The 20,532-nt window shown below is 65.2% G+C and carries 18 protein-coding genes; 14 read left to right on the top strand and 4 right to left on the bottom strand.

The window, feature by feature from the left end; translation table 11 throughout:
- Positions 1-11 precede the first annotated feature (11 nt).
- The 7 genes from fmdA (JQ639_RS02935) (at position 12) to JQ639_RS02905 (ending at position 6,083) form a co-directional block, all read left to right on the top strand.
- Entirely contained in the window at positions 12-1,244 is a 1,233-nt protein-coding gene (gene fmdA / locus JQ639_RS02935; RefSeq protein WP_211990898.1) for a formamidase, read from the top strand.
- 92 nt (positions 1,245-1,336) lie between these two features.
- The gene (locus tag JQ639_RS02930; protein WP_211971106.1) at positions 1,337-1,675 is read left to right on the top strand and encodes an FmdB family zinc ribbon protein; all 339 of its coding nucleotides are present in this window, start codon (positions 1,337-1,339) and stop codon (positions 1,673-1,675) included.
- A gap of 213 nt (positions 1,676-1,888) precedes the next feature.
- Positions 1,889-2,905, top strand: a complete 1,017-nt coding sequence (locus tag JQ639_RS02925) for an alpha/beta fold hydrolase (protein ID WP_211971108.1) — start codon at positions 1,889-1,891, stop codon at positions 2,903-2,905.
- Between the two features lie 23 nt (positions 2,906-2,928).
- Positions 2,929-3,444 (top strand): AmiS/UreI family transporter, encoded by a 516-nt coding sequence (locus JQ639_RS02920; RefSeq protein ID WP_211971110.1) that lies wholly within the window; start codon positions 2,929-2,931, stop codon positions 3,442-3,444.
- A 32-nt stretch (positions 3,445-3,476) separates the two neighbouring features.
- On the top strand, positions 3,477-4,406 hold the full coding sequence (locus JQ639_RS02915) for a LysR family transcriptional regulator (protein ID WP_211971112.1): 930 nt from the start codon (positions 3,477-3,479) through the stop codon (positions 4,404-4,406).
- A gap of 33 nt (positions 4,407-4,439) precedes the next feature.
- Positions 4,440-5,672, top strand: coding sequence for a formamidase (gene fmdA / locus JQ639_RS02910; RefSeq protein WP_211975057.1), 1,233 nt, complete (start codon positions 4,440-4,442; stop codon positions 5,670-5,672).
- A 72-nt stretch (positions 5,673-5,744) separates the two neighbouring features.
- Positions 5,745-6,083, top strand: a complete 339-nt coding sequence (locus tag JQ639_RS02905; protein WP_211969541.1) for an FmdB family zinc ribbon protein — start codon at positions 5,745-5,747, stop codon at positions 6,081-6,083.
- A gap of 21 nt (positions 6,084-6,104) precedes the next feature.
- Here the strand turns inward: JQ639_RS02905 and JQ639_RS02900 are convergent, their stop codons facing one another.
- Complete coding sequence (locus tag JQ639_RS02900; protein ID WP_211969542.1) at positions 6,105-7,433, bottom strand: sigma-54-dependent transcriptional regulator; 1,329 nt, start codon at positions 7,431-7,433, stop codon at positions 6,105-6,107.
- The gene (locus JQ639_RS02895) at positions 7,430-9,253 is read right to left on the bottom strand and encodes a sensor histidine kinase (protein ID WP_211969543.1); all 1,824 of its coding nucleotides are present in this window, start codon (positions 9,251-9,253) and stop codon (positions 7,430-7,432) included. Before JQ639_RS02895 ends, JQ639_RS02900 begins: the two co-directional genes overlap by 4 nt.
- A 244-nt stretch (positions 9,254-9,497) precedes the next feature.
- Between JQ639_RS02895 and JQ639_RS02890 the strand changes: the two genes are divergently transcribed.
- The 3 genes from JQ639_RS02890 (at position 9,498) to gstA (ending at position 12,607) form a co-directional block, all read left to right on the top strand.
- A complete protein-coding gene (locus tag JQ639_RS02890; RefSeq protein WP_211969544.1) occupies positions 9,498-10,835 on the top strand; it encodes a dicarboxylate/amino acid:cation symporter in 1,338 nt (445 codons plus the stop codon).
- A 172-nt stretch (positions 10,836-11,007) separates the two neighbouring features.
- The gene (locus JQ639_RS02885) at positions 11,008-11,871 is read left to right on the top strand and encodes a LysR family transcriptional regulator (protein ID WP_211969545.1); all 864 of its coding nucleotides are present in this window, start codon (positions 11,008-11,010) and stop codon (positions 11,869-11,871) included.
- Positions 11,872-11,992: 121 nt separating this feature from the next.
- Entirely contained in the window at positions 11,993-12,607 is a 615-nt protein-coding gene (gene gstA / locus JQ639_RS02880; protein ID WP_211969546.1) for a glutathione transferase GstA, read from the top strand.
- Between the two features lie 15 nt (positions 12,608-12,622).
- On the opposite strand, the gene JQ639_RS02875 is transcribed toward gstA, so the two are convergent.
- A complete protein-coding gene (locus tag JQ639_RS02875) occupies positions 12,623-14,059 on the bottom strand; it encodes a helix-turn-helix domain-containing protein (protein ID WP_211969547.1) in 1,437 nt (478 codons plus the stop codon).
- A gap of 158 nt (positions 14,060-14,217) precedes the next feature.
- Here JQ639_RS02875 and JQ639_RS02870 point away from each other — a divergent pair, with 158 nt between their 5' ends.
- On the top strand, positions 14,218-15,855 hold the full coding sequence (locus tag JQ639_RS02870; protein WP_211969548.1) for an isocitrate lyase: 1,638 nt from the start codon (positions 14,218-14,220) through the stop codon (positions 15,853-15,855).
- 380 nt (positions 15,856-16,235) lie between these two features.
- On the opposite strand, the gene JQ639_RS02865 is transcribed toward JQ639_RS02870, so the two are convergent.
- Entirely contained in the window at positions 16,236-16,928 is a 693-nt protein-coding gene (locus tag JQ639_RS02865) for a FadR/GntR family transcriptional regulator (RefSeq protein ID WP_211969549.1), read from the bottom strand.
- A gap of 250 nt (positions 16,929-17,178) precedes the next feature.
- Between JQ639_RS02865 and JQ639_RS02860 the strand changes: the two genes are divergently transcribed.
- The 3 genes from JQ639_RS02860 (at position 17,179) to JQ639_RS02850 (ending at position 20,410) form a co-directional block, all read left to right on the top strand.
- Positions 17,179-18,558 carry an ABC transporter substrate-binding protein gene (locus tag JQ639_RS02860; RefSeq protein WP_211969550.1) on the top strand — a complete coding sequence of 460 codons (1,380 nt, stop codon included), beginning with the start codon at positions 17,179-17,181 and terminating at the stop codon, positions 18,556-18,558.
- A gap of 122 nt (positions 18,559-18,680) precedes the next feature.
- Complete coding sequence (locus tag JQ639_RS02855) at positions 18,681-19,550, top strand: carbohydrate ABC transporter permease (RefSeq protein ID WP_371745178.1); 870 nt, start codon at positions 18,681-18,683, stop codon at positions 19,548-19,550.
- Positions 19,547-20,410: a carbohydrate ABC transporter permease gene (locus tag JQ639_RS02850; protein WP_211969552.1), complete on the top strand. Its 864-nt coding sequence runs from the start codon at positions 19,547-19,549 to the stop codon at positions 20,408-20,410. The genes JQ639_RS02855 and JQ639_RS02850 overlap by 4 nt, the downstream gene beginning before the upstream one ends.
- Positions 20,411-20,532: the final 122 nt, after the last annotated feature.

Genomic DNA, 20,532 nt, shown 5'->3' with positions numbered 1-20,532 from the left:
GGGGAGCATACATGCCCGAGACGCTGATCAAGGTCGATCTGACGCAGTCGGCTTACGAGAACGACAAGGTCCACAACCGCTGGCACCCGGACATTCCGATGGTGGAATGGGTCAATCCGGGCGACGACTTCATCATCGAGACCTACGACTGGACTGGCGGCTTCATCAAGAACAACGATTCCGCCGACGATGTCCGCGACATCGATCTGTCGATCGTGCACTTCCTGTCAGGCCCGATCGGCGTCAAGGGCGCCGAGCCCGGCGATCTCCTGGTGGTCGACCTGCTCGACGTCGGCCCGATGAAGGAGAGCCTGTGGGGTTTCAACGGCTTCTTCTCCAAGCAGAACGGCGGCGGCTTCCTCACCGATCACTTCCCGCAGGCGCAGAAGTCGATCTGGGATTTCAAGGGGATGTACACCTCGTCGCGCCACATCCCCGGGGTCAACTTCGCCGGTCTGATCCATCCCGGCCTGATCGGCTGTCTGCCGGATCCGAAGCTGCTGGCGACCTGGAACGAGCGCGAGACCGCGCTGATCGCCACCAACCCGACCCGCGTTCCCGGCCTCGCCAACCCGCCGTTCGGCCCGACCGCCCACATGGGCCGTCTCAAGGGCGACGCCAAACAGAAGGCGGCGGCGGAGGGCGCCCGCACGGTGCCGCCGCGCGAGCACGGCGGCAACTGCGACATCAAGGATTTGTCGCGCGGCTCAAAGATCTACTTCCCGGTCTATGTCCCGGGCGGCGGCCTCTCCATGGGCGACCTGCACTTCAGCCAGGGTGACGGCGAGATCACCTTCTGCGGCGCGATCGAGATGGCCGGCTGGCTGCACATCAAGGTCGACATCATCAAGGACGGCGTTGCCAAGTACGGCATCAAGAACCCGGTGTTCAAGCCGTCGCCGGTGACCCCGAACTACAAGGACTTCTTGATTTTCGAAGGCATCTCGGTCGACGAGGCCGGCAAGCAGCACTACCTCGACGTCCACATCGCCTACCGCCAGGCCTGCCTCAACGCCATCGAGTACCTCAAGAAGTTCGGCTACTCCGGCGCCCAGGCCTATTCGATCCTCGGCACGGCGCCGTGCCAGGGCCACATCTCCGGCGTCGTCGACGTCCCCAACGCCTGCGCCACGCTGTGGCTGCCGACGGAGATCTTCGACTTTGACATCATGCCGTCGTCGGCGGGGCCGATCAAACACATCAAGGGCGGCATCGACCTGCCGCTGTCGCCCGACAAGACATGATCGCCGGGCGTCATTGATCGATGCATGAGGCGGGGCGGGCGGTGAGCCGTTCGCCCCGCCATCAGCGCTTTTTCCGGATTCAGAGGTGATCCATGCCGGTGTACGAATATCTCTGCGACGATTGCGGTCCCTTCACCAACATGCGGCCGATGGCCGAGTGCGACGAGCCGGACGACTGTCCGGCGTGCGGGTCGCGGGCGCCGCGCGTGATTCTGACCGCGCCGCACTTTTCCTGCATGCCGGCGGCGGCGCGCAAGGCTCACGCCACCAACGAGCGCAGCGCCCACGCGCCGAAGACTGTTGGGGAGTACAAAGCCTCCCATGGCCCGGGCTGCGGCTGCTGCTCCGGCAAATCATCCCGCCTCATGACCAAAAGCCGCAGCGGCGCCAAGGGCTTTCCGTCCGCGCGGCCCTGGATGATCAGCCATTGATGGCTGCCGCGTTCTTGCGGCAGGCCAATGACATGGGGCGGCGACCTCGTGGTCGCCCTGCTGGGGGCTCGTCGACCTTCGGCAGGGAGCTGATATCGGTCCGACCGCCTTATGGGGGGGATTAGTAGTTCTAATTTGCCAACGGGGATCCTCACTCCTAGCGTTCGTCAAGTGCACGAAGCACTGCGACAACGACAGGACGGGAGGGGATACATGCGAGACTATGAAATCTTTGAGCTGGGGAATGTGGTTCTGCAGAGTGGTGCCACGCTCAGAGACGCCAAGCTCGCCTACAAGACCTTCGGTACGCTCAATTCAAAGCGCGACAACGCGATTGTCTATCCCACCTGGTATTCGGGCCAGCACTACGACAATGAATGGCTGGTTGGCGAAGGGATGGCGCTCGACCCGCGAAAATACTTCATTATCATTCCCAACATGCTCGGCAACGGGCTTTCATCGTCGCCCAGCAACACGCCATCGCCGTGGAATCAGGCGCGTTTCCCCCACGTCACGCCCTATGACAACGTCAGGGTTCAGCATCGCCTGGTGACCGAGAAATTCGGCATCGAAACCTTGCCGCTCGTGACCGGCTGGTCGATGGGCGCCGGCCAGACCTATCATTGGGGCTGCATGTATCCCGATATGGTCCAGCGCATCCTGCCTTTTCAGGGGGCGGCACGCTGTTCGCGGCACAACTTCGTTTTTCTGGAGGGCGTCAAGGCCGCGCTCACCGCCGACGATGCCTTCAAGGGGGGATGGTACGACACCCAGCCGACGAAGGGGCTTCGCGCCATGGCGCGCGTCTATGCGGGATGGGGGTTCAGCCAGTCATTCTATCGCGAGAAGCTCGATCTCAACGCGATGGGATATGCCTCGCTCGAAGACTTTCTGGTCGGCTTCTGGGAGGGCATATTCCTTCCGCGCGATGCCAACAATCTCCTCGCGATGCTGTGGTCGTGGCAGCACGGCGACATCAGCAAGAACGATACCTTCGCCGGCGATTTCGAGAAAGCCCTGGGGGCAATCAAGGCCAAGGCATTCGTCGTGCCCGCGTCCACTGATCTGTATTTCCCTCCTGAAGACAACATTTATGAAGTCCGGCACATGCCGAATGCCCAACTGCGTCAGATCGACACGGTCTGGGGGCATTTCGCCGGAGGACCAGGGACTAGCCCGGCCGACGTGAAGACTCTCGACAATCTGCTCAAAGAGCTTCTCGCGAGCTGATCGCGTCAACGGGAGCTTTTGGCATGCTCGTCGGATTGGTTCTGCTCTATGTCGGCATCGTTCTCTTTCAGAATGGCCTTTGGCTGCACGGCCGGATCAGCGACCGCGAGGTCGCTCTTCCGAATTTCTTCTCCGGCGGGGTTCTTGCGATCGTCAGCCTTGTGCTGATCGCTGTTCCCGGTGTGGCATTGGAGGCTGTGAAGGCTGCGGCGTTGATCCTGCTGTTCGGCCTTACGTTCCTCTGGGTCGCGCTGAATCAGTTCAATGGTAACGATGGTCGAGGATTGGGGTGGTACTGCGCTGTTGTTGCGGTCATCCTGCTGCCCGTCGCTGCGGAAAATCTCCACAGTGCCGTGACGCTCTGGAATTACTGGTTCGCGCTCTGCTGGATCTTGTGGGCGATCCTTTACGTGATGTTCTTCCTGCTGCTGGTTCGCGGCGCGAAGATCGGGCGGCAGACCGGATGGATGGCGCTCCTCAACAGCGTCGTGACAGGACTGGCGCCTGGATATCTACTCCTCGGAGGGCATATGGCGTAGAGTTCTCAGCTCCATGCTGAGAACGAGGCCTCATGCCGCCGACTTATCTCGATATCCGATCGCTGCGTGCGTTTCTTCTGACCGTCGATACCGGAAGCGTCACTGAAGCTTCCCGACGGATGGGACGCACGCAGTCTGCCATCACCCAGCAGATCCAGAAGCTGGAGGAAATCCTCGATGCGAAGCTGTTCGATGACACACGGAGGACGCTGGAGCTGACGGAGACGGGGACCATTCTTCTGTCGCACGCCCGGCAGATCCTGCGTCAGCACGACGCCTGTGTGGCGCAGTTGGTGACGCGCAAGGCAGATGAGACCGTGGTTCTCGGTGTTCCCGACCTGTATGCGGCCTTCATCCTGCCGCCGGTGCTCAGTGCATTCCGCCGGATTCATCCGGAGATCCGGATCGAATTGTACTGCGCACTGTCGAGGCCGCTTGTCGCTCGTGTCCGGGAAGGCAGCGTTGACATTGCGCTTGTCACGCGGATGGATGGCTTCACTGGAGGGCAGGTTGTGGGACATGAGCAACTGGTCTGGCTCACGGGAGCGACCTCGTCGGCTCACCTGGAGAGGCCTCTGCCGGTGGCGTTGCTGCCTCCCGGCAATGTCTATCGTGACTATGCGATCGACGCGCTCGACAGGGCTGGTCTCGATTGGCGCATCTCCTGTGTCAGTGACAGTGTGAGCGGCCTTCAAACGGCGGTGTTGTCCGGCCTCGCGACAACGGTGTTGATCGAAAGTGCATTGGTGCCGGGTCTGCGCTGTCCGCCGCCCAGTGCGGGACTGCCGCCCTTGCCGAGTGTTGATCTTCTCCTCTACCGGGCGGCTTCCGAACGTCGCTCATCGGCGGTCGATGAATTGTATGAATATCTGCTCAATTATCTGACGCTGTCGAGCAGGGGCGGCCGCCCCGCCGACCGTCACGGGTTGAGTGTCGTGCCATCAACCGAGGTCTCACTCTGAACGTCCAATGAAAACAAACTGGAGGAGAACGCCATGCCCGAGACGCTGATCAAGGTCGATCTGACGCAGTCGGCTTATGAGAACGACAAGGTCCACAACCGCTGGCACCCGGACATTCCGATGGTGGAATGGGTCAGTCCGGGTGACGACTTCATCATCGAGACCTACGACTGGACCGGCGGCTTCATCAAGAACAACGATTCCGCCGACGATGTCCGCGACATCGATCTGTCGATCGTGCACTTCCTGTCCGGCCCGATCGGCGTCAAGGGCGCCGAGCCCGGCGACCTCCTGGTGGTCGACCTGCTCGACGTTGGCCCGATGAAGGAGAGCCTGTGGGGTTTCAACGGCTTCTTCTCCAAGCAGAACGGCGGCGGCTTCCTCACCGATCACTTCCCGCAGGCGCAGAAGTCGATCTGGGACTTCAAGGGGATGTTCACCTCGTCGCGCCACATTCCGGGCGTGAATTTCGCCGGCCTGATCCATCCCGGCCTGATCGGCTGTCTGCCCGATCCGAAGCTGCTGTCGACCTGGAACGAGCGCGAGACCGCGCTGATCGCCACCAACCCGACCCGCGTTCCCGGCCTCGCCAACCCGCCGTTTGGCCCCACCGCCCACATGGGCCGTCTCAAGGGCGATGCCAAGCAGAAGGCCGCGGCGGAGGGCGCCCGCACAGTGCCGCCGCGCGAGCACGGCGGCAACTGCGACATCAAGGATTTGTCGCGCGGCTCAAAGATCTACTTCCCGGTCTATGTGCGGGGCGGCGGCCTGTCGATGGGCGACCTGCACTTCAGCCAGGGCGATGGCGAGATCACCTTCTGCGGCGCGATCGAGATGGCCGGCTGGCTGCACATCAAGGTCGACATCATCAAGGATGGCGTCGCCAAGTACGGCATCAAGAACCCGGTGTTCAAGCCGTCGCCGGTGACGCCGAACTACAAGGACTTCCTGATCTTCGAAGGCATCTCGGTCGACGAGGCCGGCAAGCAGCACTACCTCGACGTCCACATCGCCTACCGCCAGGCCTGCCTCAACGCCATCGAGTATCTCAAGAAGTTCGGCTACTCCGGCGCCCAGGCCTATTCAATCCTCGGCACCGCGCCGTGCCAGGGCCATATCTCCGGGGTCGTCGACGTCCCCAACGCCTGCGCGACGCTGTGGCTGCCGACCGAGATCTTCGACTTCGACATCATGCCGTCGTCGGCGGGGCCGATCAAACACATCAAGGGCGGCATCGACCTGCCGCTGTCGCCCGACAAGACGTGATCGCCGGGCGGGGCGGGCGGTTGTCCGCCCGTCCCGCAGTCCTCCGATCTCCCGACCATTCAGAGGTGATCCATGCCGGTGTACGAATATCTCTGCGACGATTGCGGACCCTTCACCAACATGCGGCCGATGGCCGAATGCGACGAGCCGGACGACTGTCCGGCGTGCGGGTCGCAGGCGCCGCGCGCCATCCTGACCGCGCCGCACTTTTCCAGCATGCCGGCGTCGGCACGCAAGGCCCACGCCACCAACGAGCGCAGCGCCCACGCGCCGAAGACCGTCGGTGAATACAAGGCCTCGCACGGTCCGGGCTGCGGCTGCTGCTCCGGCAAATCATCCCGCCTGATGACCAAGAGCCGCAGCGGCGCCAAGGGCTTTCCGTCCGCACGGCCCTGGATGATCAGTCATTAGACGGAGTGCTTTCCGAGCCCGCTAATCGCGGTATTTGCTCTGGTCGATGCCGTGGCGGTGCAGCTTGTCGTAGAAGGTCTTGCGCGGGATGCCGAGCGCCTCGACCGTGGCCTGGACATCGCCGTGGTTGAGCGCCAGCGCCTCGCGAATCTGCTCGGCCTCGAAGGCCTCGACCCGCTTCGGCAGCGGCGGCCGCTCCGGCGTCGCCGGGGCCGGCGCGGGATCGAGCGTCAATCCCAGCGCGACACGCTCGGCGAAGTGGGTGAGTTCGCGGACATTGCCGGGCCAGGAATGGCTCTGCAGATACTGCAGCTCGCGGTGGCCGACGGCAGGCTGGGCGCGGCCGAGCCGCTTGGCGGCGCGGGCGAGAAAGTGCCCGAACAGCAGCGGCACGTCGGCGCGGCGGTCGCGCAGCGGCGGCACCTTCACCGCGACGACATGCAGGCGGTAGTAGAGATCCTCGCGAAAGCTGCCGGCGCGCACCAGCGTCAGGAGGTCGGTCTTGGTGGCGGCGACGACGCGGACGTCGACGCCGCGCACCTCGTTGGTGCCGAGCGGGGCGATCTGGCGGCTCTCCAGCACGCGCAGCAGCTTGACCTGCAACGCCGGCGACATTGCCTCGATCTCGTCGAGGAACAGCGTGCCGCCATGGGCGTGCTCGATGCGGCCGACGCGCTTCTTGAGCGCGCCGGTGAAGGCGCCGGCCTCGTGGCCGAACAATTCGCTTTCGATCATGGTCTCGGGCAGGGCGCCGCAGTTGACGGCGACGAACGGGCGCGACGCCCGGCGGCTCCAGCGATGCAGCGCATTGGCGGCGACATCCTTGCCGCTGCCGGTCTCGCCCTCGATCAGCACGTCGATGTCGGCGTCGGCGATCTGGCGCAGGGTCTGGCGCAGCCGTTCGATCGCCGGATCCTCGCCGATCAGCGGCAGGTCGTCGCTGGCGGCTTCCGCGGCGCGGCGCAGCGCGCGGTTCTCCAGCACGAGACGCCGCTGGTCGAGCGCATGGCGGATGCTGCCGAGCAGCCGGTCGGAGCCGTAGGGCTTGGTGAGAAAGTCGTAGGCGCCTTCGCGCATGGCGTCGACGGCCATGGAGATGTCGCCATGGCCGGTGATCAGGATCACCGGGATCTCGGCGTCGATCCGGCGCAGCCGCCGGAACAGCTCGAGCCCGTCGACATGGGGCATGCGCACGTCGGTGACGACGACGCCGGGAAAGTCCGCGTCGATCGTCTCCAGCGCCTCGAGGGCGGAGGCGTAGGGCGCGGTGGTGAAGCCGGCGAGCAGCAGCGCCTGGACATTGGCGGCGCGCAGGCTGTCGTCGTCGTCGATGAAGGCTACGTCGGTCATGACAGTCTCGGAAGGGTGAGCGACAGCACGGCGCCGCCGTCTGTGCCGTTGTGGGCGGAGAAGCTGCCGCCGAACTCGGTGAGGATGTCCTTGGAGATCACCAGCCCGAGGCCGAGCCCGGTGGGCTTGGTCGAGGTGAACGGCACGAACAGCGACTGCAGCACGCGTTCGGGCAGTCCGGGGCCGTTGTCGGAGATCGTGACATGGACCTCGCCGTCGGTCGCGATCGCGGCGATGCGGATATGCGGAGCGGGGCGGCCGTCGAGCGCTTCGATCGCGTTCTGCAGCAGGTTGACGAACACCTGTTCGAGCCGCACCGGATCGGCGGCGACGGTGACGTGGGTGCTGCCGAGCGCGAGTTCGAGACGGATCGCCTGCTGGCGCAGGCGGTGACCGACCAGCAGCAGCGCGCCGTCGACGGCGCCGCGCAGCGACACCGGCCCGATCGCCGCCGGCGACTTGCGGGCGAAGGCGCGCAGCTCGCCGGTGATGGTGCCGATGCGGTCGGTGAGCGCGGCGATGATCGCAAGGTTGCCGCGGACCTGCGGCACGTCGTTGCGGTCGAGCAGGGCGGCGCCATTGTCGGCGAAGGTGCGGATCGCCGCCACCGGCTGGTTGATCTCATGGGCGACGCTGGCGGCGATCTGGCCGAGGATCGCGAGCTTGTTGGCCTGCACCAGGTCGTCCTGCAGCTCGTTGAGTTCTTCTTCGGCGCGGCGGCGCTCGTCCATCTCGGCCTGCAGGCGGCCGTTGGCCTGCTGCAGCTCGGTGGTGCGATCGTGCACCCGCTGCTCGAGATCGCGCCGCGTCGTTTCGGCCTGCGCGCGCTGGCGCTGCAGGTTGCGCCGGCGCGTCCACCAGATCGCGACGGTGCCGAAGCCGACCACGCCGGCCAGCACCGCGAGGGAGCGCGCCGCGGTGGTGGCGATGGTCAGTGTCGCGCGCGTCGGTGCGAGGAGATGCAGCGTCCATGGCGTGCCCGGCACCGGGGCCGCGGCGGCGATGTACTCGATCGGCGGGCGCCCGGGCACGGTGCGCATCACCCGTTGCGGATCGTCTTCCGGCGTCAGCGGCAGCGGGTCGAGCGGGGCTTCGCCGAACTGCAGGCTGGCGCGAATGTCGACCTGCTGTTGCGGTGACAGCGGCGCCGTGGCCTTGAAGCGCCAGGACGGCTCGCTCGTCACCAGCACAATGCCGCGGTCGTCGGTGACGAAGATCGGCTGGGCGAAGCGATGCCACTGGGTCTCGATGGCGTCGAACTCGACCTTGACCACGATCACGCCGATCGGCTGGCTGCCGCTCTCGATTCGCCGTGACAGGTAGAGGCCTTGGCGGTGGCTGATGGTGCCGTAGGCGAAGTGCTCGGCATGTCCCTGGTCCATCGCCACCCGGTAGTACGGGCGGAAAGCATAGTTGTTGCCGACAAAGGAGATGTCGGTGTCGTGGTTGCTGGCCGCGATGGTCAGGCCCTCGACATTGAGCAGATAGATCACCGCGGCGCGGGTGCCGGTGCTCAGCGAGGCGAGCTTCTGGTTCAGCGCGTCCAGCAGCTCCGGGGTCGGCGTGGTCAATGCATGCTGGACGTCGGGATCCTGGGCAAGGACGAAGGGCAGGGTGCGCTGCTTCTCGATCTCGCTCTGCAGCACCGCGACGCGCTGCGAGGCGGTCGCCTCCGCTTCGCTGCGGATGCCGCCGAGCGCGCGGTGCTCGGCCCACAGCCGTGCGGCCTGGTCGATGCCGAGCAGCAGCAGGACGGCTGCTGCGAGCGGCGCGATCTGGCGCAGCCAGGAGGGCGTCCTGTCCTGGGATGACGACGGCATCGGCGGCTCTGACCTCGGCGAGCGCTGGGCGGAAATACGCACAGGTCGCTTTCGGCTTGTGCGGAATTTCGCACAAAATGTCCAGCCCCGTCTCCCGGCTACGAAATTTTATCTAGCGAGATCAAACGGTTGTCATTTCGTCGCAGCTGGCACGCCTCCTGCTAAGGCGGCTTCAGCTCGCGGTGCAATTCGGCGCTGTGGGCATGAACCCTAAGAAGACGTCGCCGACCTCGAGGAGGACACCATGGTGCAGGCCATTGCGGCCGCAGAGGGGCATACCGCCCCGAAGCGCTTTCATCATCATCTTTATGTGCAGGTGCTCGGCGCCATTTTCGCCGGCATCCTGCTTGGTCATTTCTATCCCCAGCTCGGCACGGCGCTGCAGCCGCTCGGCGACGCCTTCATCAAGCTGGTGAAGATGATCATCGCCCCGGTGATCTTCCTGACCGTGACCACCGGCATCGCCGGCATGGGCGACCTCAAGAAGGTCGGCCGCGTCGCCGGCAAGGCGATGCTGTACTTCCTGGTGTTCTCGACGCTGGCGCTGATCGTCGGCCTGATCGTCGGCAACGTCATCCAGCCGGGCGCGGGACTGCACATCGATCCGGCGAGCCTCGATCCCAAGGCGACCGCGTCCTATGCGGCCAAGGCGCACGACTCCACCGTCGTCGGCTTCCTGATGAACATCATCCCGGCGACGCCGGTCGCGGCGCTCGCGTCCGGCGATATCCTGCAGGTGCTGTTCTTCGCCGTGCTGTTCGGCATCGCGCTGGTGCTGATCGGCGACAAGGCTCAGCCGGTGATGACCGTGCTGGGGTCGCTGTCGCAGGCCATGTTCCGCCTTGTCGCCATGCTCATGAAGCTGGCGCCGATCGGCGCCTTCGGCGCCATGGCTTTCACCATCGGCAAGTACGGCATCGGCTCGATCGCGAGCCTCGCGATGCTGGTCGCGACCTTCTACATCACCTCGGCGCTGTTCGTGTTCATCGTGCTCGGCGCGGTCGCCCGCTACAACGGCTTCTCGATCCTGGCGCTGCTGCGCTACATCAAGGAAGAGCTGCTGCTCGTGCTGGGCACCTCCAGCTCCGAGGCGGCGCTGCCGAGCCTGATGGCCAAGATGGAGCGCGCCGGCTGCAAACGCTCGGTGGTCGGTCTCGTCATTCCGACCGGCTACTCCTTCAACCTCGACGGCACCAACATCTACATGACGCTGGCGTCGCTGTTCATCGCCCAGGCGACCGGCATCCATCTCAGCCTCGCCGACCAGGTGCTGCTGCTGCTGGTCGCGATGCTCAGCTCGAAGGGCGCGGCGGGCATCACCGGCGCCGGCTTCATCACCCTGGCGGCGACGCTGTCGGTCGTGCCGTCGATCCCGGTGGCCGGCATGGCGCTGATCCTCGGCATCGATCGCTTCATGTCGGAGTGCCGCGCCATCACCAACTTCATCGGCAACGCGGTCGCCACCATCGTGATCGCGCGCTGGGAAGGCGAGCTCGACACCGCGACCCTGCATGCGACGCTGAGCGGTCAGGCCCTGCCGGCCGCGGCCGAGCCGACCGCGGAACTGTCGCCGGCGCAGTAATCGCCGGTCGCGTCAGGCTCCCGCCGCGCGACAGGCGTCGCCGGCGGGGGCTTTTTCGTATCCGGAGGGCGCCGACAAAGTCTGGTCGTGGCTTGCAGCGGCGGACAGGCATTCCCAAATCTGATGGCTGGCACGATCAGCCATCAGGTATCCTTCTGTCATGATGAATTTGATGCACTGGCGCATGCTGGTCGCTGTCGCGGACTGCGGCAGCATCACGGGCGCCGCCGAGCGCGTCGGGATGACCCAGTCCGGCGCGAGCCAGGCCATTGCGCAGCTCGAAGACACGCTCGGCGTGGCGCTGTTCACGCGCGAGCGGCGTCAGACCGTGCCGACCGCCGTCGGCCTGCGGGTCGTCGATCACGCCCGCACCATGTTGTCCTCGCTCGACGCGATCCGCTCGGTCGCGGATGCGTCGCGCGGCCTGTCGCGGGGATCGATCCGGCTCGGCAGCTTTCCCATGGTGCTGCAGTCGGTGCTGCCGCCGCTGCTGCGCCGGTTCAGGCAGCGGCATCCCGGCATCGATGTCGTGACGCTCGAGGCGAGCGACGAGGAGGTCGAGGCGCTGCTCGCCGCCGGCACCATCGACATCGGCACGGTGCTCAACCCGGCGCCGCAGCGTGACGCCCGTCTGCTGGGGTGTGATCCCTGGCTGGCGGTGGTGCCGGCCGGCCATCGTCTGGCGCGGCCGGGCCGCCATGGCGTCGTGCCGTTGCGGGAGCTCGTCGGCGAGCCGTTCATCCACGCCACCGGCGGCTGCACCGCGACGGCGCAGGGCGTCGTCGCCGACGCCGGCCTTGCGCTGGCCGATGTCCGTGCCAGCGTGCGCGACTGGACCAGCGCGTTCGCGCTGGTGCGCGAAGGTGTCGGCGTGACGCTGGTGCCGGAACTGGCGCTGCCGGCGGACCGCCGCGGACTGCAGGTGCTGCAGCTCGCCGATCCCGTCCATCGCGCGTTCGGCCTGGTCGCGTCCAGCGCCGGGGCGCGGTCGCGGGCCGTGCAGGCGCTGTTCGACATGCTCGGCGAGGCTGCCTGACATTAGTTCGGCTGATGGCAGCTTTCTGGCCGGCTTGTTTTACGGGATCGTACGGCCAGCCTATCTCTCGCATGCCGCGCAAACGCATGTGGCGTTGGCGCGGGCCGCGAGAGGATCGTCGATGAAGCTGTATTCCGCCCCCAACACCTGTTCGCTGTCGCCGCACATCGTGCTGCGCGAACTCGGCCTGCCGTTCGAGCTGGTGATGGTCAACAACCGCACCAAAGTCACCGCCGACGGCGCCGACTTCCTGGCCATCAATCCGAAAGGCTATGTCGCAGCGCTGCAGCTCGACAATGGCGAGGTGCTGACCGAGGGGCCCGCGATCGTGCAGTATCTCGCTGATCTCAGGCCCGAGGCTGCGCTTGCGCCGCCGCCGGGCAGCTGGCCGCGCGTACGCCTGCAGGAGATGCTCAACTACATCGGCACCGAGATCCATGCCGGAGCGAGCCCGCTGTTCAACGCGGCGATCCCCGATACGGTCAAGGTGATCTTCCGCGAGCGTCTGGTCCGACGTTTCGACAACATCGCCGGAACGCTGGCGACGCAGGACCATCTGCTCGACGACCGGTTCGGCGTCGCCGACGCCTATCTCTATGCCGTGTTGCTGTGGATGCCGGTGCTCGGCATCGCTCTCGATCGCTGGCCGGCGATCACCGCGTACATCGCACGCATCGCGGCGCGCCCCGCCGTGCAGGCGGCGCAGCACGCGGAGCAGGCCGCGGCGATCGGCTAGCGCTTCCTTGCGCGATCAGTCCGAGAACCCGAACGGCACGCTCTGGCGCCTGAAGTCGTCGGGCAGCAGTTCGCGGCCGATCGGCAGCGACGATCGCGCGGCGCATTTGGGGCGATGGCAGACGCGGCAGGCGACGCCGACCTGGGTCGGCGTTTCCGCGGCCGGGCCGGCGCCGTTCTGGGTGTAGATCAACTGGCCGGCATGTTCGGCGGCGCAGCCGATGGCGATGGCGCGCTCGACGCGCATGGCGCCGAAGGCGCCGCCGCCGGCCGTCACGGTGCGGGCGATCGAGAAGAAGCGCTGGCCGTCGGGCAGCTCCAGCCATTGCGTGACGATCTGGCGCGGCGTGCGGAAGACGCTGTGCACCGACCACAGCGGGCAGGCGCCGCCATGCTTGGCGAACGGAAAGCCGGCGCCGTCCAGCAGTTTCGAGATATTGCCGGCGGGATCGACGCGGATCAGGAAGAACGGCACCTTCTCCTGCCCCGGGCGCTGCAGCGTCGTGATGCGATGGGCGGTCTGCTCGAAGCTGGTGCCGAACTGGCGCGCCAGCGCTTCCAGGTCGTAGCGACGCGTTTCCGCGGCCTTGGCGAACGCGGAGTAGGGCATGATCAGCGCCGCCGCGGCATAGCCGCCGAGCGCGCGCCGCGCCAGTTGCTCGGCGTTCTTGGTGGTGAAGTGGCCCGCGGCGAGCGCGGCCGACATCTCGGCTTCCATCTCGAGATAGGCGAGCTGCTGGGCGAGTTGGAAGTGCAGGCTGGCGGTGTCGAGGGAATCCTCGAGCAGCAATTGCCGGCGATGAAGGTCGAGCCGCCGCACCGAGCCAAGCATGACGTCCGGCGGCAGGTGGCGAACCCTGAGGTTGTGGCGCGCCTTGAGGCGCTCGACGAACCCGCCCGGGCCATCGGTGGTCTGGGCAAGGCGTTCGGCGGCGTCGTCGAGGTCGACGAAATTGTTGCGGCGGGCGGCGAGAAAGCGCCGGACCTCGGCCACCGGGTCGCTGGCATCGAAACCGTCGGCGTCCGAGTGAGAGGCGGTGCCGGCAAGGGTGGGCGCCTTGCGGTCGGCGAGCGCCAGCTGTTCCTCGCGGTAGGCAGTGTAGAGGCGCAGGAACGCCTCCGTCATGCCGGGGAAGCTGGTCGCGATGTCGCTGATTTCGAGCGGCGGGATGTCGATGTCCGAAAACATCGGCTCCTTGAGGATGGACTGCATCCGCGCGGTGTGATCGGCGCCGCCGTCGCCGGCGAGGTCGGTCAGGTCGATCTTGTAGGTGCGGGCGAGGCGCAGCAGCATGTCCGCCGTCACCGGGCGCTGGTTGCGCTCCAGCAGGGCGACATAGGGCGCCGAAATCTCGAGATCGGCCGCCATGTCGGCCTGGGTCAGCCCGAGGTCGCGCCGCAGGCGGCGCAGGCGCGGCCCCATGAAAACGGAACGGGCGGTCGAGGTCGACATATCAGGTTCCCGCGGTCGTGTAAGATAATTACAGCATTACACGAGAAGTTTGTAAAGTATGACAAGTTATCCGCGGAGCGGCTGGTCTCCGGCACCGCAGGGCTTAAAAACGAGGGCAGGAGCTTTGCCAGCCCCAGGACAATCGAGGGAACACAGTCATGAATTATCAGCCACGCGGAATGAGCGACCTGGCCATTCAGGGTCCGGCTTCCTACCAGAGCGAGATCGACGCGGCCCGCGCGCTGCTCGAGACCAAGCCCACCTGGAGCGGCGTCAGCGCCGAGGCGGTTGCCCGCATGCGGCTGCAGAACCGTTTCAAGACCGGCCTCGACATCGCCCGTTACACCGCCGCGCTGATGCGCCGCGACATGGCGGCGTATGATGCGGATCCGACCAAGTACACCCAGTCGCTGGGATGCTGGCACGGCTTCATCGCCCAGCAGAAGCTGATCTCCATCAAGAAGCACTTCGGCGCGACCGATCGCCGTTACCTGTATCTCTCCGGCTGGATGATCGCGGCGCTGCGCTCCGAGTTCGGCCCGCTGCCCGACCAGTCGATGCACGAGAAGACCTCGGTGCCGGCACTGATCGAAGAACTCTACACCTTCCTGCGCCAGGCCGATTCCCGCGAGCTCAACGACATCTTCCGCGAGCTCGACAAGGCGCGCGCGGCTGGCGACAAGGCGAAGGAAAAGGCGCTGATCGAGAAGATCGACACCTTCCAGACGCACGTCGTGCCGATCATCGCCGACATCGATGCCGGCTTCGGCAATGCGGAAGCGACCTACCTGCTGGCGAAGAAGATGATCGAGGCGGGCGCCTGCGCGCTGCAGATCGAGAACCAGGTGTCCGACGAGAAGCAGTGCGGTCACCAGGACGGCAAGGTGACGGTGCCGCACGAGGTGTTCCTGGCCAAGATCCGCGCCTGCCGCCATGCCTTCCTCGAACTCGGCGTGGAAGATGGCGTGGTCGTGACCCGCACCGACTCGCTCGGCGCCGGCCTCACCCAGCAGATCGCCGTGAGCCACAAGCCGGGCGACCTTGGCGACCAGTACAACAGTTTCCTCGACTGCGAGGAAGTGACGGCGGCGACCGTGAAGAACGGCGATGTCATCATCACCCAGAACGGCAAGCTGATGCGTCCGAAGCGTCTGCCGAGCAACCTCTACCAGTTCCGACCCGGCACCGGCGCGGACCGTTGCGTGCTCGACTGCATCACTTCGCTGCAGAACGGCGCGGACCTGCTGTGGATCGAGACCGAGAAGCCGCATATCGAGCAGATCGGCCAGATGGTCGACCGCATCCGTGAAGTCGTGCCGAACGCCAAGCTCGCCTACAACAACTCGCCGTCGTTCAACTGGACGCTGAACTTCCGCTGGCAGGTGTATGATGCCATGAAGGAAGCCGGCAAGGACGTCAGCCAGTACAATCGCGCCGAACTGATGAAGGCGGAATACGACAACACTCCGCTGGCGATCGAGGCCGACGAGCGCATCCGCACCTTCCAGGCGGACTCGGCGAAGCGCGCCGGCATCTTCCACCACCTGATCACGCTGCCGACCTACCACACGGCCGCGCTGTCGACCGACAACCTCGCCCGCGAGTACTTCGGCGAGCAGGGCATGCTCGGCTATGTGAAGAACGTGCAGCGCCAGGAGATCCGTCAGGGCATCGCCTGCGTCAAGCACCAGAACATGGCCGGCTCCGACATCGGCGACGACCACAAGGAATACTTTGCCGGCGAGGCGGCCCTCAAGGCCGGTGGCGCCCACAACACGATGAACCAGTTCGGCTGATCGTCGAACGGCCAAGTCGGAAAGTTGCAAGTCGGGAGCCCGCTCGGGCTCCCGATTTCGTTTTTGCGGTCTATCCATAACTCTTGCGCGTAGACTTCATCCCTCGCGACGCGGACCTCGCTCGCTCTTCAGAGGCTGTCTGGAGAGCAACCAGGGGCCACGACAGAGAAAAACGGACAGCTCGATCTTCGCGGCGTCATCGGATGAGAGAAAAGTCGGCGCGCCGCCGATTCGTCTTCCTCATGGTGAGGAGGCGCAGTTGCGCCGTCTCGAACCATGAGGCCGGGGCGCTTCCGCGCAGGCCTCATCCTTCGAGACGCCCGCTGCGCGGGCTCCTCAGGATGAGGCGATAGTCGGTCGAACGTCACATCATCGCGCCGCTAATACAGCGCCGCGCGGTTCAGTGCCTCGTCGAAATGACGGGTCATCATCTTGCGCGCCTTGACGGCGTCGCGGTCGCGGATCGCCTCGACGATGCCTTCGTGGGTCTTGAGGATCTGCTTCCACTCTGCCAGTGACGTGATCGAGCACAGGCCATCATAGATCATGCCCTTGATGGTCATGGTCAGCGCTTCGGTGGTGATGGCGTAGAGTGGATTGCCCGAGGCCTGTGCGATCACCGCATGCAATTCGAAATCGGTGGCGAGGAAACGCTTGGGGTCCTGCAGGCTCTGGCGCAGGTCCTTGATCGCGGCGTCGAGCCGGACGAGATGCTCGTCGGTGCGCTCTTGCGCAGCGAGCACCGCGGCCTCGCATTCGACGGTGCGGCGAAAGGTGCCGATGTTGCGGAACGAGACCTGGCGTGTCGCGAGGCCATGATCGAACGCCTGCGCCATCGCGTTGGGCTCGAGGCGATGCACCATCGGCCGCCGGCCGTTGGCGATGTCGATGATGCCGACGGCCTCCAGTTGTGTCAGCGCCTCGCGTACGACGCCGCGGCTGACACCGAAGATCGTGCCGAGTTCCTGCGCGCTCGGCAGGAAGTCACCTGCGCCGAGGCCTTGCTCCACTATGTGGGTTCGCACGCGCTCCACGACCTGATCGACGAGGCTCACGGCCTTGATCGGTTCCACCGGGCGTTTCCCCTGAATTTTTCCTTGGGCTCTTTGTCTCGACAATCATACTATCCACCTGTATGACAGGCGGCAAGCAACAACGGCGGCAAGCCGGCACCCACAAGGGATCGGGAGGAACGGTCGTGACGACAGCGACAGCCATAGCTCCAGCCATTTGGCGCCAACCGCGCCTGCGCTCTTGAAGCGGCGCGCGAGCGCGCGCACGATCACGGCAACCAACAGCAATAACCTTGGAGAGGAGACGAGGATGGGGAGGCAAGCGATGAAGGCCATGCTGGCGGCGACAGCCGCGGCGCTGATGATGTCGGCGGTCGCGCCGGCGTCGGCCGAGACGCTCACGGTGTGGTGGGTGAAGGGCTTCTACAAGGCCGAGGACGAGGCGCTGCTCAAGGCCATCAAGGCGTTCGAGACCAAGACCGGCAACAAGGTCGAGCTGTCGCAGTATCCCGTGCAGGACATGATTCCGAAGACGGTGGCCGCGCTCGATTCCAACACGCCGCCGGACGTCGCCTATGCCGACGTCTATGATTTCCAGGTCACCGGCAAGTGGGCCTTCGACGGCAAGCTCGAAGACATCTCCGACGTCATGACGCCGCTGAAGGACAAGTTCGCCCCCAATACGCTGGAGACGACCCATCTCCTGAACGGCAAGACCAACGCGCGCGCCTACTACGCGTTTCCGCTCAAGCAGCAGACCATGCACATCAACTACTGGCGCGACATGCTGGAGAAGGCGGGCATCAAGGAAAGCGAGATCCCGACCGGCTGGGACGATTACTGGAATTTCTGGTGCGACAAGGTGCAGCCCGCCGTGCGCAAGGCCACTGGCCAGCGCGTCTACGGCGTCGGCGCGCCGATGGGCGTCGATTCCAGCGACAGTTTCTACTCGTTCCTGACCTTCATGGATGCCTATAACGTCAAGCTGGTCGATGACAACGGCAAGCTCCTGGTCGACGATCCGAAGGTGCGCGAAGGCCTGATCAAGGCGATGACCAGCTATGTGATGCCGGCACAGAAGAGCTGCGCGCCGCCGTCGGCGACGAGCTGGAAGGACCCGGACAACAATGTCGCCTTCCACAACCGCTCGATCGTGCTGACCCACAACGCCACCATCTCGCTTCCGGCCAAGTGGCTCGACGACAGCAACAACGAGTCGCTGACACCGGAGCAGCGGGCCCAGGCCAAGAAGAACTATGAGGAACTGATCGCGACCTCCGGCTTCCCCAACAAGCCGGATGGCTCGAAGATGGTCTACCGCGCGGCGGTGAAGACCGGCGTGGTGTTCTCTGGCGCCAGGAACAAGGCACTGGCCAAGCAGTTCGTGAGCTTCCTGCTGCAGGACGAGAACCTCACGCCGTATGTGGAAGGCTCGCTCGGCCGCTGGTTTCCGGTGACCAGGAGCGGGCAGGAGCAGCCGTTCTGGCAGGCCGATCCGCATCGCCGTTCGGTCTATAACCAGTTCAAGGCCGGCACCGTGACGTTCGAGTTCACGAAGAACTACAAGTTCACGGTGGTCAACAACGAGAACGTCTGGGCGGTGGCCATGAACCGCATCGTCAACGAGAAGGTGCCGGTCGACAAGGCCGTCGATGAAATGATCGCCCGCATCAAGACGATCGCCAACTGAACGCGTGGGGGCGGGGCGGCGTTGTCGCCGCTCCGCCCTGATGTCGTGGTGCACGGCACGGCGCCCGCTCGCTCTGCTGCAGCACAGGCGAAGGCATTCGAAAGGTCTGTTCCATGACCGTACTGGCATCGACCGTTCAATCCGACGCGCCCGGCGCTGGCTTTCGCCTGTCGCGCATGACACCGGCGGAGCGGCTCGGGCTCCTGATGCTCGTGCCCTATGTCATCCTGTTCCTGGTGTTCGTGCTCTATCCGGTCGGCTACGGCCTGTGGCTGGCGCGCAATCCGGACAGCTACGTCAAGCTCGCGGCCGATCCGATCTTCTTTCGCACCGTCATCAACACGCTGATCTTCCTCGGCGTCGGCATCACGCTGAAGATGATCATCGCGCTGTTCCTGTCCGACTTCTTCGTGCAGGACCGCTGGTGGATCAGAATTCTGGCGCTGATCTTCATCCTGCCGTGGGCGGTGCCGTCGATCACCACCATCCTGTCGGTGCGCTTCATGCTCAATCCGGAGTGGGGCATCATCAATCATGCGATCTTTGCGCTGACCGGTGACGACGGCCCCAACTGGCTCAACAATCCGACGCTGGCGCTGTCGCTCGCGATGGCCGTGCACATCTGGAAATCGCTGCCGTTCTGGACGCTGATCCTGGTCGCCGGCCGGCTCGCGATCCCCTCGGACCTCTATGAGGCCGCCTCCGTCGACGGCGCCACCACTTTCCAGAAATTCCGCTTCGTCACCTGGCCTTCGCTGCGCACGCTGTGGCTGACCTGCCTGATCCTGTCGACGCTGTGGTCGCTCGGCGATTTCAACAGCGTCTACCTGCTCACCGGCGGCGGACCGGCCGATCTCACCCATGTGCTGGCGACGCTCGGCCTGCGCTACCTGCGCCTCGACCAGGTCGACATGTCGGTCGCCGCTGTGGTCTGCGCGATGCCGCTGGTCGTTCCGCTGATCTACTTCATGATGAAACGGCTTGCCAAATGAGCACGATCGCACAACAGGCGTGGTGGCAGAAGGTCTCGACCGAGGCCAAGCTCCTGCTGGTCGGCATTCCGGTGCTGCTGTGGACCATGGCGCCGATCTACCACATGATGCTGTTCGCGTTCTCGGCGAAGGACAGCGCCATGTCGGGGGCGCTGTGGCCGGCGCAGCCGACGCTCAATAACTTCGCCATCGTGTTCGGGCAGAAGCATTTCTACCTGCATCACTTCTGGCAGCAGTTCGGCAACTCGCTGATCATCGCGGTGGCGACTGGCGCGCTGACGCTGTTCATCGCGACCTGCGCCGCGTTCGCCATCAGCCGGCTCAAGGTGCGGGGCGGGGGGCTCGTCATGAACCTCGCGCTGTTCACCTACTTCATTCCGGCGGCGTTTCTCGCCGTGCCGATGTACCGCACCATGGGCAACTACGGCCTGCTCAACACTCATGCGGCGATGATCTTCGCCATGGTGACCCTGGCCTCGCCCTATGCCATCTGGGTGCTCAAGCAGGCGTCGGACAAATTGCCTTACGAGCTGGACGAAGCCGCGGTGATGGACGGCGCCTCGCCCTGGCAGCTGTTTCGCCTGGTCTACCTGCCGCTGATGGTGCCCTCGCTGGTCGCGGTCGGCACCTATGCGCTGCTGCTGGCGTGGAACGAGTATCTCTACGCCTTCCTGCTGCTGTCGCGCGACACCGACGTCACGCTCGGCGTCGCGCTCGGCAACTTCCTGGCGGCGGACGATTCGCCGTGGGAGCTGCTGATGGCGACCGGGCTCATCTACTCGCTGCCGCCGGTCGTGATCTACTACGTCTTCAAGCGCTACATGGTCTCGGGCCTCACCGCTGGCGCGGTCAAGAGCTGATGGGATAGTCAGCAAGCCGTGAATTTGTGCATTGCGCTGGTCCTGCAAGGCTTGCGGGAAGCGCATGCAGGGCCGCGTGTTGACCTGACGTCTTGCCCATCTACTGTCCGACTCTGATCTTG

Origin of the sequence: Bradyrhizobium sp. U87765 SZCCT0048 (assembly GCF_018131225.1) — a bacterium.
Classification (GTDB): Bacteria; Pseudomonadota; Alphaproteobacteria; order Rhizobiales; family Xanthobacteraceae; genus Bradyrhizobium_A.
This window is presented reverse-complemented; position numbering and strand designations above follow the sequence as displayed.